Source organism: Sphingomonas sp. GM_Shp_1 (assembly GCF_026540895.1).
GTDB lineage: Bacteria > Pseudomonadota > Alphaproteobacteria > Sphingomonadales > Sphingomonadaceae > Sphingomonas.
In genome coordinates, this window is record NZ_JALNUR010000055.1 from 1 (window position 1) to 15,075 (window position 15,075).

Consider the following 15,075-nt stretch of genomic DNA (forward strand, 5'->3'; position numbering starts at 1 on the left):
CAGACCCCGCATTTGTGGAAGCGCCCCACCCCCGGCCCCTCCCCTGAAGGGAGGGGTGGATCAACCTGATGTCATCCCGCTCTAGGACCGACCAACATTCGCCCATTCCTCCCCTGTAAGGGGAGGTGGCAGGCCGAAGGCCTGACGGAGGGGTGTCGCGCTTTCGATAGGGAGTGGCAGGTCGGATTGCCCCCGGCAATCCTCGAACCCGCGGGGCGGGTTCGACCCGCCACTCCCCTCCACCATGCTACACATGGTCCCCCCTTGCAGGGGAGGAATGATGAATCTTCCGCCTGAATGTCGATCGGTCCTTGGCGATCCTCATCCCTCAGCGGAATACAAAGAACGCCCCGCCGGGCTTCCAGTCGATCCGCTTGATCCAGACCGAGGCGGCGGGCTGACCATCGGCGGCGATGGCGGGCCGGAACCTGGCTCGCTTCGTTGCCGCTTCGCAGGTCGCGTCTTGGAACGCCTTGTCGCCCCCGGCCTTGGTCACTTCGCATTTCTGGACGTTGCCGTCCGTCCCGACCAACAGGCGAATGATGACGGCACCGCCCATGCCCATCTGGCTCAATCCCGCCGGATAGTCGTCGGGCCGGAACCAGCTGACGGGGCTCTCGACCGGCTCCGGCGAGCTCTTCAACTGGCGTTGCTGAACCGGATCGAGTCCCCAGGAGGCGATCAGATTGTCCGAACATTTGTCGAGCGCGGCGAGCGCATTCGCCATCGACCCCAGATCCAGCCGGATGGCGTAGCGTCGCACGAAATTGATGCCCAGCATGGTCGGCTTCCCCGCCGCGACATCCCCGCGCAGCGCCTTGGGTAGATCGACATCAGTACTGAAACGAAGCGTGGCGGGCGCGTTACGCATCGCCGCAAAGCCCTGCGCCCGCATCCCGGGCACTTCGGCGACGGTCGATGTCGACACGGACACCGCCTGTTTCTCGTCGGTTGCGGGAATATGCGGCCCGGCCAGCGCCATTTCCAACCGGTCCAGGACGTCATAGCGCGCGATCTGGAGCAGAATCTGCTCCTTGCCCTCGCCGAACGTCCGCAACAGGCGGCATTCGGTCGGCGCGTAATCCATATTCCATTTGGACGTCGGCGCCATGGGAGGCTTGGGCTCCGCAGCGAAGAGCATGGACGATGGCATCATCCCCAACATCGCCGCGCCCCCGGCGAGTGCCAAAGCCATTCGACCGCGCATCATTCCCCTCTCCCTCGGTTCGACCGGACCGGCCGATCGCCCGGCAGGATGCCATGACCCTTCCCACGGCCCAACGATATTGTGAAGCACTCGGCCTTTTCCGCTGGCGCCCTGTCCCCACCATACCAATCTAAGGCTTGGCTTTGGGGGCCCGCTTTGTCTAACGCCGTGGGTGAACCCCGTTGGGGACGCATGAAAGGAACAAGCATCATGGCTGCCGACTGGTCGACGATCGAATCGCTTCCGCAGACCCCGCTTCTCGATCTTTTCGCGAATGATCCCAACCGGCTGGCGTCGCTCAGCCTCGACGTGGCGGGCATCCATTTCGACTGGTCCAAGACCCATCTGACTCCGCAAGCCATTGCCGCCTTCGCCGAACTCGCCAAGGCCAAGGGGCTGGCCGCCAAGCGTGACGCGCTGTTCGGCGGCGAGGTCGTCAACGTCACCGAGGGCCGCGCGGTCGAGCACACCGCCGAGCGTGGCGAGGGCAAGGCCGAGAGCGTCGCCACCGCGCGCCAGTCGCATGCCCGGATGCGCGCGCTGATCGACGCGATCGAGGCCGAGGCGCTGGGGCCGATCCGCCATGTCCTGCACATCGGTATCGGCGGATCGGCGCTGGGCCCCGACCTGCTGGTCGACGCGCTGGGCCGCGACACCGACCGGTACGACGTTGCGATCGTGTCGAACGTCGATGGCGTCGCGCTGGAGGAGGTGTTCAAGCGCTTCGATCCGGCCGCCACGCTGCTGGTCATCGCGTCCAAGACCTTCACCACCACCGAGACGATGCTCAACGCCACCTCGGCGCTGCAATGGATGACCGAGCACGGGGTCGAGGATCCCTATGGCAAGGTGATCGCGCTGACCGCCAACCCGGCCAAGGCGGTCGAATGGGGCGTGGACGAGACGCGCATCCTGTCCTTCGCCGAGTCGGTCGGCGGTCGTTACTCGCTCTGGTCGACCATCGGCTTCCCCGCCGCACTGGGCCTGGGCTGGGATGCGTTCGAGGAATTGCTGGAGGGCGCGGCCGAGATGGATCGGCATTTCCGCCTGACCGACCTGTCGCAGAACGCCCCCGCGCTCGCCGCCTTTGCCGACCTCTATTACACCCAGGTCCGCCATGCCGAGACGCGCGCGCCCTTCGCCTATGACGAGCGTCTGCGTCTCCTGCCCTCCTATCTCCAGCAGTTGGAGATGGAATCGAACGGCAAGGGCGTGACCGTCGATGGCCAGCCCGTCGGCCGTCCCACCGCCGCGATCACCTGGGGCGGGGTGGGCACGGATGCGCAGCATGCGGTGTTCCAGCTGCTCCATCAGGGCACGCATCTGGTGCCGGTCGAGTTCATCGCGGTCATCGAGCCCGGCGACGTGCTGAGCGACGATCATCACCGCCAGTTGCTGCTCAACGCCTTTGCGCAGGGTGCGGCGCTGATGAAGGGCAAGCAGACCGACGATCCCGCGCGCAGCTATTCGGGCGACCGCCCGTCCTCGACCATCCTGCTCGACACGCTCGACCCGCGCACGCTGGGCGCGCTGATCGCATTCTACGAGCACCGGGTGTTCGTGAACGGCGTGCTGCTGGGCATCAATAGCTTCGACCAGTTCGGCGTCGAGCTGGGCAAGGAAATGGCCAAGGCGGCGGATCAGGGCGGTCAGGCGTTCGACCCCTCGACCGAGGACCTGATCCAGCGGGCGTTCGGCGCGTAAAATCCTCCCCGCTCGCGGGGAGGGGGACCAGCCGCAGGCTGGTGGAGGGGGCGTGCCGCAAAGGGTGACCTGTATGGAAGCCCCCCTCCACCGCCGCTTCGCGGCGGTCCCCCTCCCCGTACCGGGGAGGATCGAAGTTTCCACTTACTGTCAGGGGGACGCTGAACTTGGCTCGGCGTCCCCCGTTGTGCTTTTAGAGGGGCCTGTCGTCCCCTATTCCCCGGAGAAATCGTTCCCATGGCTGAGTATGACTATGACCTGTTCGTCATCGGGGCGGGCTCCGGCGGCACGCGGGCGTCGCGGGTCGCGGCGGCGCATGGCGCGCGCGTGGCGGTGGCCGAGGAATACCGCGTCGGTGGCACCTGCGTCATCCGGGGCTGCGTGCCGAAGAAGCTGCTCGTCTATGGCGCGCATTTCGCCGAGGATCTGAAGGATGCGCGCCGCTTCGGCTGGCAGGTGCCCAGCGACTGCGAATTCTCATGGGAGACGCTGCGCGACAACGTCCTGGCCGAAGTCGACCGGCTGAACGGCGCCTATAAGAAGACGCTGGAGAGCCACGATGTCGAGATCATCGACCAGCGCGCCACCGTCACCGGACCGCACAGCGTCCGCCTGGCCGATGGGACCGAGAAGACCGCCGAGCGTATCCTAATCGCGGTCGGCGCGCACCCCGCCGTCCCCTCCTGCCCCGGCCATGAGCATGGCATCACCTCCAACGAGGCCTTCCATCTCGACAGCATCCCGAAACGGGTGCTGATCGCGGGCGCGGGCTATATCGCCAACGAGTTCGCGGGCGTCTTCCACCAGTTCGGCGCGCATGTGACGCTGATCAACCGCAGCAAGGAGATCCTGCGCGGCTATGACCTGACCATTCGCGACCGGCTGCTCCAGATTTCGATGATGAAGGGGATCGAGTTCCGCTTCGACGCGACGTTCGAGGGGATCGAGAAGCAGGCGGACGGCTCGCTCAAGGTCTCCATGTCGGGCCATGCCCCGATCGAGGTCGATCTGGTGATGTTCGCGACCGGTCGCGTGCCCAACACCCATGGCCTGGGGCTGGAAACGGCGGGCGTCGAGTTGGACGAGCATGGCGCGGTGAAGGTGGATGAGGACAACCGCTCGACCTGCCCCAGCATCTATGCGGTGGGCGACGTCACCAACCGGGTCCAGTTGACCCCCGTCGCGATCCGCGAGGGACAGGCCTTCGCCGACACCATCTTCGGCAACAAGCCGACCAAGGTCGATTACGAATGCATCCCCGCGGCGGTGTTCAGCCATCCGCCGATGGCGGGCGTCGGCCTGACCGAGGCGCAGGCCAAGCAGAAACTGGGGTCGGTCCGCGTCTATACCTCCGACTTCCGCCCAATGAAGAACGTGCTGGCGGGGCGTGATGAGCGCGCACTCTACAAGATGGTGTGCGACGGCGACACCGACCGGGTCGTCGGGCTGCACATGATCGGCCCCGACGTGCCGGAAATCCTCCAAGCCGCCGCCGTGGCGGTCAAGGCGGGTCTGACGAAGGCGCAGTTCGACGCGACCGTGGCGCTGCACCCGACCATGGCGGAAGAGCTGGTGCTGATGCGCTGAACCCGGCGATATGCCCTGCGACTGTCCCGTCGCAGGGCATATCGTAACATTTCCCGACAAATTGTGTATCGCGCGAAAAGTTATCGCGGCTTAAGCGTTGGAAATTAGAGCGAGATGACAGAGAGTTATCCGAAACCAAGCCCCTCCTCTTCAGGGGAGGGGTGGGTCTACCTGATGTCATCTCGTTCTAGGCGAAAAGCAGGGCTCGCCATCGCCCTTGCCCCGAATCATCTGGGAATTCGTGATGCGTGATCAGACCATGACGTTCGAACAGGTCATCTCCTATGCGCAGGCCGCGATGGAAGGTGCCGATGCGCTGAAGCTGCCGCTGGCGGGTAATCACATCGCCGCCGGGCTCGACCTTCTGCGTGCCGCCAAGGAGGAATCGGAAAGCCGTCGCGAATCGGCGGCCTGACGAACGGCGACGGCGGGTTCAGTCGCCGGGCGTCTCGTCACCCTCCCCATGCCCGTCGTCCAGCGCGGTGGCGCGGCGATGCGCGGGGCGATCGTTCAGGCGACCGATATAGGCCATGATCGCATCGGTCTTCGGCACCAGCCCGAACTGGGTGAACCACATCATCTGCGACCCGACATAGACATCCGCCGCCGTGAACCGGTCGCCTGCGATGAAGGGCGTGCGCGCCACCGCATCGCCGATGACGCCGACCGCGCGGTCGAAATCGCCATAGCCCGCCATGCGCTGCTGCTCCGGCGTCACCGTCACCCCGAAGGCCCGGTTGGTCACCGCCGCCTCCAGCGGGCCCGCCGCGAAGAACAGCCAGCGATAATAGGCCGCGCGTTCCTCCGGCAGCGGCGCCAGTTCCGCATCGGGAAAGACCTCCGCCAGATAGGCGCAGATCGCCGCCGTCTCGGTCACCACCTGTCCCCGGTGGACGATGGCGGGGACCTTCATCATGGGGTTGATTGCGCGATACGCGTCCGCCTCCATCGTCGTGCCATAGTCGAGCGGCACGACATCATAGGCCGCGCCCGTCTCCTCCAGCATCCACCGGGCGATCCGCCCGCGTGATTGCGGATTGGTGTAGAGGGTCAGGTCGGCGGCCATGTCTGTCTCTCCTGCGATCTCGATTGCTCGGGCGCGGTTATGCCCGGTCCAGGTGACGGTGCAAGAAGGCGGTCGTGCGGTCCCAGGCCTGCTTCGCGGCAACGGCATCATAGCGTTCGGCGGAGCCGTCATTGTTGAACGCATGGTCGACGCCCGGATAGGTGAAGGCCTCGACCGGCTTCCCCGCCGCCCGCAACGCCGCGACCCAGGGTTCGCCGGTCGCGTTCACCCGCGCATCCTTGCCCGCATAATGGAGCATCAGGGGCGCCTGCACCTTGGCGGCCTCCGACGGGGCGGGAGCGGGTCCATAATAGGCGACGCCCGCTGTCAGGGCCGGCCCCGCCGCCACCGCCAGCCGGTTGACGAACGCCCCGCCCCAGCAGAACCCGACCGCGCCGACTCGCCCCGTACCGGCCTTGTCACCGGCGGCATGCGCCATCATCGCCCGCGCCTGGGCCAGCGCCAGGTCATAGTCGAGCGAACCGATCAGCGTGCGCGCCCGATCCTCATCGGCGGGAGTGCCTCCTTGCGGCGCAAGCAAGTCGGGGGCGACGGCATGGAATCCCGCCAGCGCCATGCGCCGCGCGACATCCTCGATATGCGGGGTGAGGCCGCGATTCTCATGAATGACCAGCACCGTGCCCAGCCGCTTCTTCGCTCCCTTGGGCGTCGCGATATAGGCCGCCGAGCGGGCGCCCGCCTCCATGCCCTCGCGCCGGTCGATGCGCAGGCGCGTGTCGTGCGGATCGACGATCGCGGCGGCCGCGGGGCTGGCTGCGATCCCCAGGATCAGGGTCTCGGCCGCCGCCGCCGAGCCCGCCAGCGCGGTCATCTGGCGAAGCAGGGTGCGGCGATCGTGATGCTCATGGGTGAAGGCGTCGTAAATCTGGACGGCCTGGTCGTGCAGCGCATCGGTCATGCGGACTTCCTCCCTTCGGCCTGGTCCGGTGGTGCGCCGTGACGCGGATGATGGCCGTTGGGGGAGTGTAAACGGCGTGGGATCAGAGGGCTAGTGCGGGATTGGGGGACAGGGATTCCCGTGGCCTTCGACTTCGCTCAGGCTGAACGGCGGTTTTGGAGTGTGGATGTTTGGCGAAAGGCGGCTGGTCTAGAGCGGGATGACATGGGGTCGCCCCGAGCCGAGCCCCTCCCCTTCAGGAGCATCAGGTAAACCGCGTCCCACGCGGTTTAGATCAGGCTGGGAGCCTGATCGACCTGATGCTGGGTTGGGGTGGGGCATCGCCCCAGACATCGCATTTGTGGAAGCCCCCCACCCCCGGCCCCTCCCCTGAAGGGGAGGGGTGGATCAACCTGATGTCATCCCGCTCTAGCTTGTCTCCTCCCAACCTCCGTTCAGCCTGAGCGAAGTCGAAGGCCACGCCCCCACCCCAACGAAAAAGGCCGCCCCCTTTCAGGGACGGCCCTTTCCGCAACCGGAAATCGGATCAGGCCCCAAGCGGACTCGGCGAACCGAACGGTCCCGCGCCACGCCGGGTCTTCGGGATCGACGTCCCCGCCTTGGCGATCGGCACGGTCTTCAGCTTGGGATCGTCGCGACCGATATCGTCGCCCGCGATCAGCTTCTTGATCTCGTCACCCGACAGCGTCTCATATTCCAGCAGCGCCCCGGCCAGCAGGTGAAGCTGGTCGACATGCTCGGTCAAGACGTGCTTGGCGCGGTGCAGGCCACCCTCGACGATCGACTTGATCTCGTCGTCGATCAGTTGCGCGGTCTGGTTGGACATGCGCACCGGCTGGCTGGACGAATAGCCCAGGAAGCTCTCGCCTTCCGGCTGGGCATATTCGACCGGACCGACCTTGTCCGACATGCCCCATTTGGTGACCATGTCGCGGGCCAGGCCCGTGGCATATTGGATGTCGCCGCTGGCGCCGCTCGACACCTTCTCATAACCGAAGATGATCTCCTCGGCGACGCGACCGCCCATCGCAACCGCCAGGTTCGCGTACATCTTGTCGCGATGATAGCTGTACGAGTCGCGTTCCGGCAGGCGCATCACCATGCCCAGCGCGCGGCCGCGCGGAATGATCGTCGCCTTGTGGATCGGGTCCGACGCCGGTTCGTGCAGCGCGACGATGGCATGGCCCGCCTCGTGATAGGCGGTCATCCGCTTCTCGTCGTCGGTCATGACCATGGAGCGGCGTTCCGCACCCATCATGACCTTGTCCTTGGCCTCCTCGAACTCGGCGTTCGCGACCAGACGCTTGCCCTTGCGCGCCGCCATCAGCGCCGCTTCGTTGACGAGGTTGGCCAGGTCCGCGCCCGAGAAGCCCGGCGTACCGCGCGCGATGACGCGGGCATCGACGTCGGGGGCCAGCGGCACCTTCTTCATATGGACTTCGAGGATCTTCACGCGGCCATCGATATCCGGGCGCGGCACCACGACCTGGCGATCGAAGCGGCCGGGACGCAGCAGCGCGGGGTCGAGCACGTCGGGACGGTTGGTCGCGGCGATGATGATGATGCCTTCATTGGCCTCGAAACCATCCATCTCGACCAGCAGCTGGTTCAGCGTCTGCTCGCGCTCGTCATTGCCGTTGCCGAGCCCGGCGCCGCGATGACGACCCACCGCGTCGATTTCGTCGATGAAGACGATGCAGGGGGCCGACTTCTTGGCCTGCTCGAACATGTCGCGCACGCGGCTGGCGCCGACGCCGACGAACATCTCGACGAAGTCCGAACCCGAAATGGTGAAGAAGGGCACACCCGCCTCACCCGCGATCGCGCGGGCGAGCAGCGTCTTGCCGGTACCGGGCGAGCCGACCAGCAGCGCGCCCTTCGGGATCTTGCCGCCCAGACGGGCGAACTTCGACGGGTCCTTCAGGAACTCGACGATTTCCTGCAACTCTTCGCGCGCTTCGTCGATGCCGGCCACATCGTCGAAGGTCACCTTGCCTTCCTTCTGGGTCAGCATCCGCGCGCGGCTCTTGCCGAAGCCCATCGCGCCGCTGGCCCCGCCGCCCTTCTGCATCTGGCGCAGCACGAAGAAGGCGATGCCGATGAACAGGATGAAGGGCAGCGAATTGTACAGCATCAGCATCCAGACCGAGGGCGCTTCCTCGGTCTTGGCGGTGAAGGTCACGCCCTGCTTGCGCAGGCGCGGGATCAGCTGCGAATCGGGGACCGGGGTGGTCTTGAACCGCTCACCCGACGACAGCGTACCGGTGATCGTATCGCGCGAGATGGTGGCGGTCTTCACCGTCCCCTCGTCCACCTTATCGAGGAAGGTGGAATATTCGATCTGGTTGCCGCTCTGCGCCGAGGAGCCGGCGCCCGACAGACTGACGAACAGGGCGAGCGCCATCAGGATGCCCACCCAGATCAACAGGCTCTTCATCCAGGGGTTGCCGCCCCCATTGGGATCGGGGCTCTGCTGCTTGTCGTTGTCGTTCATAGGTGCCGGATACCTTTCAGCCACCAAGATAGGCATGGCGAGGTTAATGGCAATGGAACAACGCCGATCAATGTGATCGGTGGGTGATACCATTCCTCCCTGCGCTCAGCGCGGGGAGGGGGACCGCCGCGAAGCGGTGGTGGAGGGGCCGTGGCAGAGACCATTCGCCAGCGCCCCTGCCCCTCCACCATCCTGCGGATGGTCCCCCTCCCCCAGCATAGCTTGGGGAGGAATGGGATCAGCCCGTTTTCCTCGGCGGGGCGGGACGGAAGCGCCAGACGCCGGAGCGGACGCTGGCGATCACACCCGCCTGGGTCGCGCGGCTGCCATGGTGGAGCGCTTCGAGCAGTTTCTCGATATTGCTGCCCTCGGTCCAGGCGGGCGACTCGATCGCGGCGGCGGCGCGGACCGTGCCGATCGCGCGGCGGGCCAGCCTGCGCCCCAGTTCGCGGGGCAGGTCGGCGGCCTGGATGCGGACATTGTCGCCGTCGATCTGCGCCCGCTGATCCCATAGCCAGTCGACGGTCGCGCGAAGATCGGTGTCCGCCTCCGCCAGTTGCTGCGCCGCGCGCGCCAGTTGCGCCACGCCCAGCCATTCATGGCCGTCGAGCAACTGGCGGAACCGGGTGCGGTCGTGGCGCGGATCGTGATTGGCGGGATCGTCGACGAACGGCGCCTCCGCCCGGCGGACGATCTGGCGCAGTTCGGCGCGACGCCAGTCGAGCAGCGGGCGCAACACCACCGCCCCCGCGATCACCGTCCGCGCACGCACGCCCGACAGGCCCGACAGCCCCGCCCCGCGCGCCGCGCGCATCAGGAAGGTTTCCGCCTGGTCGTCGGCATGATGCGCGGTCAGGATCGCCGCCGCGCCGATCGCTCGCGCCTGTTCGCCGAGCAGCGCATAGCGGGCGTCACGCGCCTTCGCCTGGATGCTGGCGCCCGTGATCGCCTCCGGGGGGCGAAGGCCGTGATGCGGCACGCCCAGCTTCGCACAATGCTCCGCCACCATCCGCACCTCGTCCGCTGCCTCGGGGCGAAGGCCGTGGTCCACCGTCGCCACCGCAATCCGCCCCGGCAGCGCCGCCGCCGCCAGCGTCAGCATCGCCATGCTGTCGGGACCGCCCGACACGGCCAGCAACAGCGGCGCCGGATCGGCGGACGGATCGTGAAGAAGCGTCAGATCGGCGGCGAAGCGCGCAATCTGATCGACGGCCGTGGCATCGGTGGCCATGATGCTCTCAAATCTGGTCAGGGACGCGCGCGCTCTGGCCCTTCCGGAGGACGGGCGCAAGGGATTTTGCGCTCGGGCCGATCGACATTCATGCCACTCCTTCTTCCCTCTCCCCTGGACAGGGGAGAGGGAAGAAGGAGCTTGCCAGCCTGCTGGCTAGCGCAGCTTGGGTGAGGGGTCGAGCGAGCCGCAGGCTCGCGCGCTCTTCGAGCGCAGCACCCCTCACTCAGCTCCGACTAGGCCTTTGCTTTCGCAAAGACCAAGTCTGCGCAACCCTCTCCCCTCTGTGAGGGGCGAGGGAAAAGAAGGGCATATTGGAATGTCGATCCGGCCTAGCCGTCGTCACCGCGCTCCTCGCCCGCAGGGGAGGAATGATCATAGATCACTGGCACTTGGCGGCGGTGCGTCCGGCGGTGATCTGCGACTTCATCGAAGCGGACAGCTTGGCGCCGTACACATCGGACAATTCGTCATAGACCTTACAGGCGTCGGCGGCCTTGTTCAGCTTGGTCAGCGCCTGGCCCAGATAGAGCAGGCTGTCGGGCGCGCGCTCGCCGTCCGGGAATTTCTTGTAATTCTCGTAAAAGGCCATCGACGCCAAACTGGGCTTGCCCGAGTCGAGATAGGTGCGGCCCAGAAGATTCTGCGCATAGCTGGCGCGGCGGCTCTTGGGATAATCCGCGACGACCTTCTTTAACTGCGTCTCCGCCTCGGCATAGCGCTTGGCGGTCCACAGGCGATAACCATAGAGATAGGCGTCTTCCGCCGCATCGCCGGTGGAGGGCTTGTCCACCGCCGCGCCGCCCGTCGCGGGCGCGGTGCTGGCGGTGTCGCCGGTGACGACCGAAGCCGCCGCCGGGCTCTTGCCGCCCGTGGACGCCGCCGGCGCCGCATCGAGCGGCGCGCTCTGCCCGGCGGGCGCGATCGGCGCGGGGCCGGACTCCAGCGCCTTCAGCCGCGCCTCGGTGCCGCGCTTATAGGCGTCGAACTGGTCCTGAAGCTGGCGGGTGCGATAGCCATTCTGTTCGATCTGGCCGGTCAGGCTCGCCATCTGCTCTTCCAGCGAGGTGACGCGCGCGGTCAGGTCGCTCAGCGCGCTCGACGCGGGAACGCCGGGGGCCTGCACCTGGGTCTGCGGCGCGGTGATCTCGGGCTGGACATAGCCGCCCGCGCCGTTCGGAAACACCTTGCGCTGGACCGCGCGCATTTCGCTTTCCAGCTTGCCGACGCGCCCCTCGACATTGGACTGCGCCATGGCGGCGGTCGGCAGGATCGTCAGGGCCGCGATCCCGGCCAGCAACAGATTACGCATCGGTCTCACCCCCGCTGGGCATCATCAAGAAAATAACGGACGCTATCCTGGCCTGTCACGGCTGTCTCCAGCCTGAAGGAACCGGCCCCTTACAGATCCGCCGGAGCCGTATCGCCCGCCTGCTCCGACGAAGGCCGTCGCGCCGACCGCTCGCGCGCCGCGCTGCGGCTCGTGCCGGTCGCCGCCGTCGTGGCGGACGGTGCGGGCGCGCCGGCCAGTCGCGCCGCGATCGAGGCGGGGTCGAGCCGCACATCCTTGATCGCCCGCGATCCGTCGCCCAGCGGCGGCAGCTCCTTGCCGTCCAGCGTCACGCCCAGCTTGTCGGGACGCCCCACATTGAGCAGCGGCCCCTTGGCATTGGCGGGCACTTCATATTGCTCGCCGGGCTTCAGCGTGCCCATCTTCAGCGTGACATTGTCCGCATCATAGACACGCAACCAGACCTCGCCCTTGGCGGTCAACACCACCTTGCCCGCCGTCACCGGGGTCGGGCTGGGCGCCGGGGCGACTGCGGCCTCGGTCGTGTTGGTCAGCGGGGTGGCGGCGGGCACCTCCTGCGCGGTGCGGTCGCGGCGGAACAGGTCGGTGCCGTACCACAACCCCGCGATGATCAGCAGCGCCAGCGCCAGCCCGACCCCGACGATTGCCAGCCCGCGCGAGGGAACGCGGGCGGGGTCGGCGATATCCTGCGGCACATATTCGGTGGTGCGGCGACCCAGCCGGTCGACATCGGCGCGCACCGCCTGCGCGATCGCCACCTCGTCCGCGCCGACGGCACGGGCATAGGCCTTGGCGAAACCGACCGCATAGGTGGCCGACGGCAGGCTCTGATAATCGGATGCCTCGATCGCCGCGAGATGGCGACTGGGGATGCGGGTGCGAGCCCCGATATCGCCCAGCGAAAGCCCCTGCGCCTCACGCGCCGTGCGCAGGACGTCACCGGCGCGGGCAGGTGCCGCCGGTGCGGCATCGTGGCCGGGATTGACCTCGTCCATTCTCAACTCCGAAGTGACCATGGCCCACCCCATGATCGCGGTCGTTCTTTCAGAGCCCCGTGCTCAAGTCAACGCGGGGCCCCGGCCTGATTTAGGCCAATTCCACACCGTTCGTCGCAGCCCAGGCACCAAGCGCCCCGCGCATGTCGCGCACGGGATGGGCCAGCAGCCGCGCCATCTCCCCGGCGATCGCCGAACGGTCGAGCGAGCGGATCATCGCCTTGACCGGACCCACCGCGGCAGGCGTGATCGACAGGCGTTCGATGCCCAGTCCGATCAACGCCATCGCCTCCAGCGGACGCCCGCCCATTTCGCCGCAGACCGCCACCGGCACCTCGGCCGCACGCGCGGGCTCGACCACTCGGCGCAGGAAGCGCAGGATCGACGGGCTGAGCCAGTCGTAACGCTCGGCCAGCTTCGGATTGGCGCGGTCGGCGGCGAAGAGGAACTGGGTCAGGTCGTTGGTGCCGATCGACAGGAAATCGACGTTCGGCAGGATCAGGTCGAGCTGCTCGGCCAGCGCCGGCACCTCCAGCATCGCGCCATAGCGCATCTCGAGCGGCAGGCGGCGTCCGCGCGAGCCGAGCCAGGCCCGCTGCGCCTCGAACAGCGCCTTGGCCTCGTCGAACTCCCACGCCTCCGACACCATCGGGAACATGATGTGGAGCGTCCGCCCCGCCCCCGCCTCGATCAGCGCGCGGGCCTGCGCCTTCATCAGTCCTTCGCGTTCCAGCGCCAGGCGAAGCGCGCGCCAGCCCATTGCCGGATTTTCCTCGTCGTGATCGGCGGTGTTGAGATAGGGCAGCGCCTTGTCCCCGCCGATATCGATGGTGCGGAAGATCACCGGCCGGTCGCCCGCCGCCTCCATCACGTCGCGATACAGCCGCTGCTGCCGCTCGCGCTGGGGCAGGGTCGCGGACACCAGGAACTGGAATTCGGTGCGGAACAGCCCGATCCCGTCCGCCCCCGTCGTGTCGAGCGCGGCGGCATCGTCGCGAAGCCCCGCATTGACCATCAGGGTAATGCGGTGGCCGTCCTTGGTCACCGGCGGCACGTCGCGCAGCGCCGCGAAGGCCGCGCGCCGCTTCTGACGCAGCGCCAGCTTGGCCTCGAACGCCTCCTCCATCGCGGAGGTGGGCCGCACGAGCACGCTGCCTTCGGTCACGTCGAGCAGCAACTGGTCGCCCTCGGCGATCTGGCGGCGCACGTCACTGACCCGGCCCAGCACCGGCACCCCCATGGCGCGCGCGACGATGATGACATGGGCGGTCAGCGATCCTTCCTCCAGGATCACCCCCTTCAACCGCCGCCGGTCATATTCCAGCAGCTCGGCAGGCCCCAGATTGCGCGCGATCAGGATCGTGTCCTGCCGCAGGCCCAGTTGCGCCGCCGTGCCCATCTGGCCCGACACGATGCGGAGCAGCCGGTTGGACAGGTCCTCCAGATCGTGCATCCGGTCGGCGAGCAGCGGATCGTCGATCTGGCGCATCCGCTGGCGGGTACGCTGCTGCACCCGCTCGATCGCGGCCTCGGCGGTCAGGCCGCTGTCGATCGCCTCGTTGATCCGCCGCGCCCAACCCTCGTCATAGGCGAACATCTTATAGGTCTCGATGACCTCGACATGCTCGCCCGCGACGCCGAACTCGGCCTCGCGCGCCATGCGGTCGATCTGTTCGCGCATCTTGTCGAAGGCGGCATAGACGCGGCGACGCTCGGCATCGATATCCTCGGCCACCGTATGCTCGATGACGATGCGCGGCTGGTGATAGACGGCGAAACCGCTGCCCATGCCGTCGACCAGCTTCTGGCCGCTCAAGCGGATCGAGGCGGTCATCTGCGGCCGCGCGCCCGCCGCCGCCGCCGCATCGATCAGCCCCGCATTGGCGATCAGTTCGGACAGGACCATCGCGACGGTCTGAAGCGCCTCGATCTCGACATCGGCATATTTGCGCGGGTCGGTATGCTGGACCGCCAATACGCCCACCGCCCGCTCGCGCCGGATGATCGGCACGCCCGCGAAGCTGTGGAACCGGTCCTCGCCCGTCTCGGGCTTATAGGCGAAGTCGGGGTGGCTGGCCGCTTCGTCCAGGTTCAGCACCTCGACATCCTCGGCGATGGTGCCGACCAGCCCCTCGCCCAGCGCCATCTTGGTGACGTGGACCGCCTCCTCGGCCAGCCCGCGAGTCGCGAACAGTTCCAGCACCCCTTCGCGCAGCAGATAGATCGAACACACCTCGCTGCCGATCGCCTCGCCGATGATCTGGACGACCTGGTTCAGCTTGGCTTGGGCGGGGGTGCGCGACGCCATCACGTCGTGCAGACGAACGAGGATCTCGCGGGCGGAGGCGGCGGCCGAAACGGGCATGGCGACAGGGCTAACAGACGGGATGCGGGGGTGTCATGCCCTAATATCGCGGCATCGTGCCTTTTGGCCGTCGGACGACCCAAACAAAGTCGCTGATATGTATCATGTTTCAAATATTTATCAGGAACAGCGGAGGAAACGACCGGTTGGCTCAAGATCAGTCACCGGAGAGCAACATGCCCAAATTCCTAACCC

Annotated in this window: 11 protein-coding genes; 3 read left to right on the top strand and 8 right to left on the bottom strand. The window is 67.0% G+C overall.

From position 1 onward, the window contains the following. Positions 1-328 precede the first annotated feature (328 nt). Positions 329-1,111, bottom strand: coding sequence for an energy transducer TonB (locus tag OXQ33_RS16685; RefSeq protein ID WP_267435823.1), 783 nt, complete (start codon positions 1,109-1,111; stop codon positions 329-331). A gap of 306 nt (positions 1,112-1,417) precedes the next feature. Between OXQ33_RS16685 and pgi the strand changes: the two genes are divergently transcribed. The 3 genes from pgi (at position 1,418) to OXQ33_RS16700 (ending at position 4,913) form a co-directional block, all read left to right on the top strand. Beyond that, positions 1,418-2,911: a glucose-6-phosphate isomerase gene (gene pgi, locus OXQ33_RS16690; RefSeq protein ID WP_267435825.1), complete on the top strand. Its 1,494-nt coding sequence runs from the start codon at positions 1,418-1,420 to the stop codon at positions 2,909-2,911. Between the two features lie 237 nt (positions 2,912-3,148). Next, positions 3,149-4,498, top strand: a complete 1,350-nt coding sequence (gene gor / locus OXQ33_RS16695) for a glutathione-disulfide reductase (RefSeq protein ID WP_267435826.1) — start codon at positions 3,149-3,151, stop codon at positions 4,496-4,498. 244 nt (positions 4,499-4,742) lie between these two features. Then, the gene (locus OXQ33_RS16700; protein WP_267435827.1) at positions 4,743-4,913 is read left to right on the top strand and encodes a hypothetical protein; all 171 of its coding nucleotides are present in this window, start codon (positions 4,743-4,745) and stop codon (positions 4,911-4,913) included. Positions 4,914-4,931: 18 nt separating this feature from the next. Here the strand turns inward: OXQ33_RS16700 and OXQ33_RS16705 are convergent, their stop codons facing one another. The 7 genes from OXQ33_RS16705 to ptsP form a co-directional block, all read right to left on the bottom strand. Beyond that, entirely contained in the window at positions 4,932-5,564 is a 633-nt protein-coding gene (locus OXQ33_RS16705) for a glutathione S-transferase family protein (protein ID WP_267435828.1), read from the bottom strand. A gap of 37 nt (positions 5,565-5,601) precedes the next feature. Next, positions 5,602-6,483, bottom strand: a complete 882-nt coding sequence (locus OXQ33_RS16710) for a dienelactone hydrolase family protein (protein ID WP_267435830.1) — start codon at positions 6,481-6,483, stop codon at positions 5,602-5,604. Between the two features lie 526 nt (positions 6,484-7,009). Further along, a complete protein-coding gene (ftsH, locus tag OXQ33_RS16715) occupies positions 7,010-8,977 on the bottom strand; it encodes an ATP-dependent zinc metalloprotease FtsH (protein ID WP_267435832.1) in 1,968 nt (655 codons plus the stop codon). A gap of 238 nt (positions 8,978-9,215) precedes the next feature. Continuing rightward, positions 9,216-10,208, bottom strand: a complete 993-nt coding sequence (gene tilS / locus OXQ33_RS16720; RefSeq protein WP_267435834.1) for a tRNA lysidine(34) synthetase TilS — start codon at positions 10,206-10,208, stop codon at positions 9,216-9,218. A 382-nt stretch (positions 10,209-10,590) separates the two neighbouring features. Continuing rightward, positions 10,591-11,520 carry a tetratricopeptide repeat protein gene (locus OXQ33_RS16725; RefSeq protein WP_267435836.1) on the bottom strand — a complete coding sequence of 310 codons (930 nt, stop codon included), beginning with the start codon at positions 11,518-11,520 and terminating at the stop codon, positions 10,591-10,593. Positions 11,521-11,609: 89 nt separating this feature from the next. Further along, a complete protein-coding gene (locus OXQ33_RS16730) occupies positions 11,610-12,515 on the bottom strand; it encodes a helix-turn-helix domain-containing protein (RefSeq protein WP_267435838.1) in 906 nt (301 codons plus the stop codon). A gap of 91 nt (positions 12,516-12,606) precedes the next feature. Beyond that, the gene (gene ptsP / locus OXQ33_RS16735) at positions 12,607-14,880 is read right to left on the bottom strand and encodes a phosphoenolpyruvate--protein phosphotransferase (RefSeq protein WP_267435840.1); all 2,274 of its coding nucleotides are present in this window, start codon (positions 14,878-14,880) and stop codon (positions 12,607-12,609) included. Positions 14,881-15,075 lie beyond the last annotated feature (195 nt).

Bases quoted from the DNA above. Each gene is read 5' to 3' on its own strand.
- OXQ33_RS16685 (WP_267435823.1), bottom strand. From the start codon at position 1,111: ATGGCGCCGACGTCCAAATGGAATATGGATTACGCGCCGACCGAATGC.
- pgi (WP_267435825.1), top strand. From the start codon at position 1,418: ATGGCTGCCGACTGGTCGACGATCGAATCGCTTCCGCAGACCCCGCTT.
- gor (WP_267435826.1), top strand. From the start codon at position 3,149: ATGGCTGAGTATGACTATGACCTGTTCGTCATCGGGGCGGGCTCCGGC.
- OXQ33_RS16700 (WP_267435827.1), top strand. From the start codon at position 4,743: ATGCGTGATCAGACCATGACGTTCGAACAGGTCATCTCCTATGCGCAG.
- OXQ33_RS16705 (WP_267435828.1), bottom strand. From the start codon at position 5,564: ATGGCCGCCGACCTGACCCTCTACACCAATCCGCAATCACGCGGGCGG.
- OXQ33_RS16710 (WP_267435830.1), bottom strand. From the start codon at position 6,483: ATGACCGATGCGCTGCACGACCAGGCCGTCCAGATTTACGACGCCTTC.
- ftsH (WP_267435832.1), bottom strand. From the start codon at position 8,977: ATGAACGACAACGACAAGCAGCAGAGCCCCGATCCCAATGGGGGCGGC.
- tilS (WP_267435834.1), bottom strand. From the start codon at position 10,208: ATGGCCACCGATGCCACGGCCGTCGATCAGATTGCGCGCTTCGCCGCC.
- OXQ33_RS16725 (WP_267435836.1), bottom strand. From the start codon at position 11,520: ATGCGTAATCTGTTGCTGGCCGGGATCGCGGCCCTGACGATCCTGCCG.
- OXQ33_RS16730 (WP_267435838.1), bottom strand. From the start codon at position 12,515: ATGGACGAGGTCAATCCCGGCCACGATGCCGCACCGGCGGCACCTGCC.
- ptsP (WP_267435840.1), bottom strand. From the start codon at position 14,880: ATGCCCGTTTCGGCCGCCGCCTCCGCCCGCGAGATCCTCGTTCGTCTG.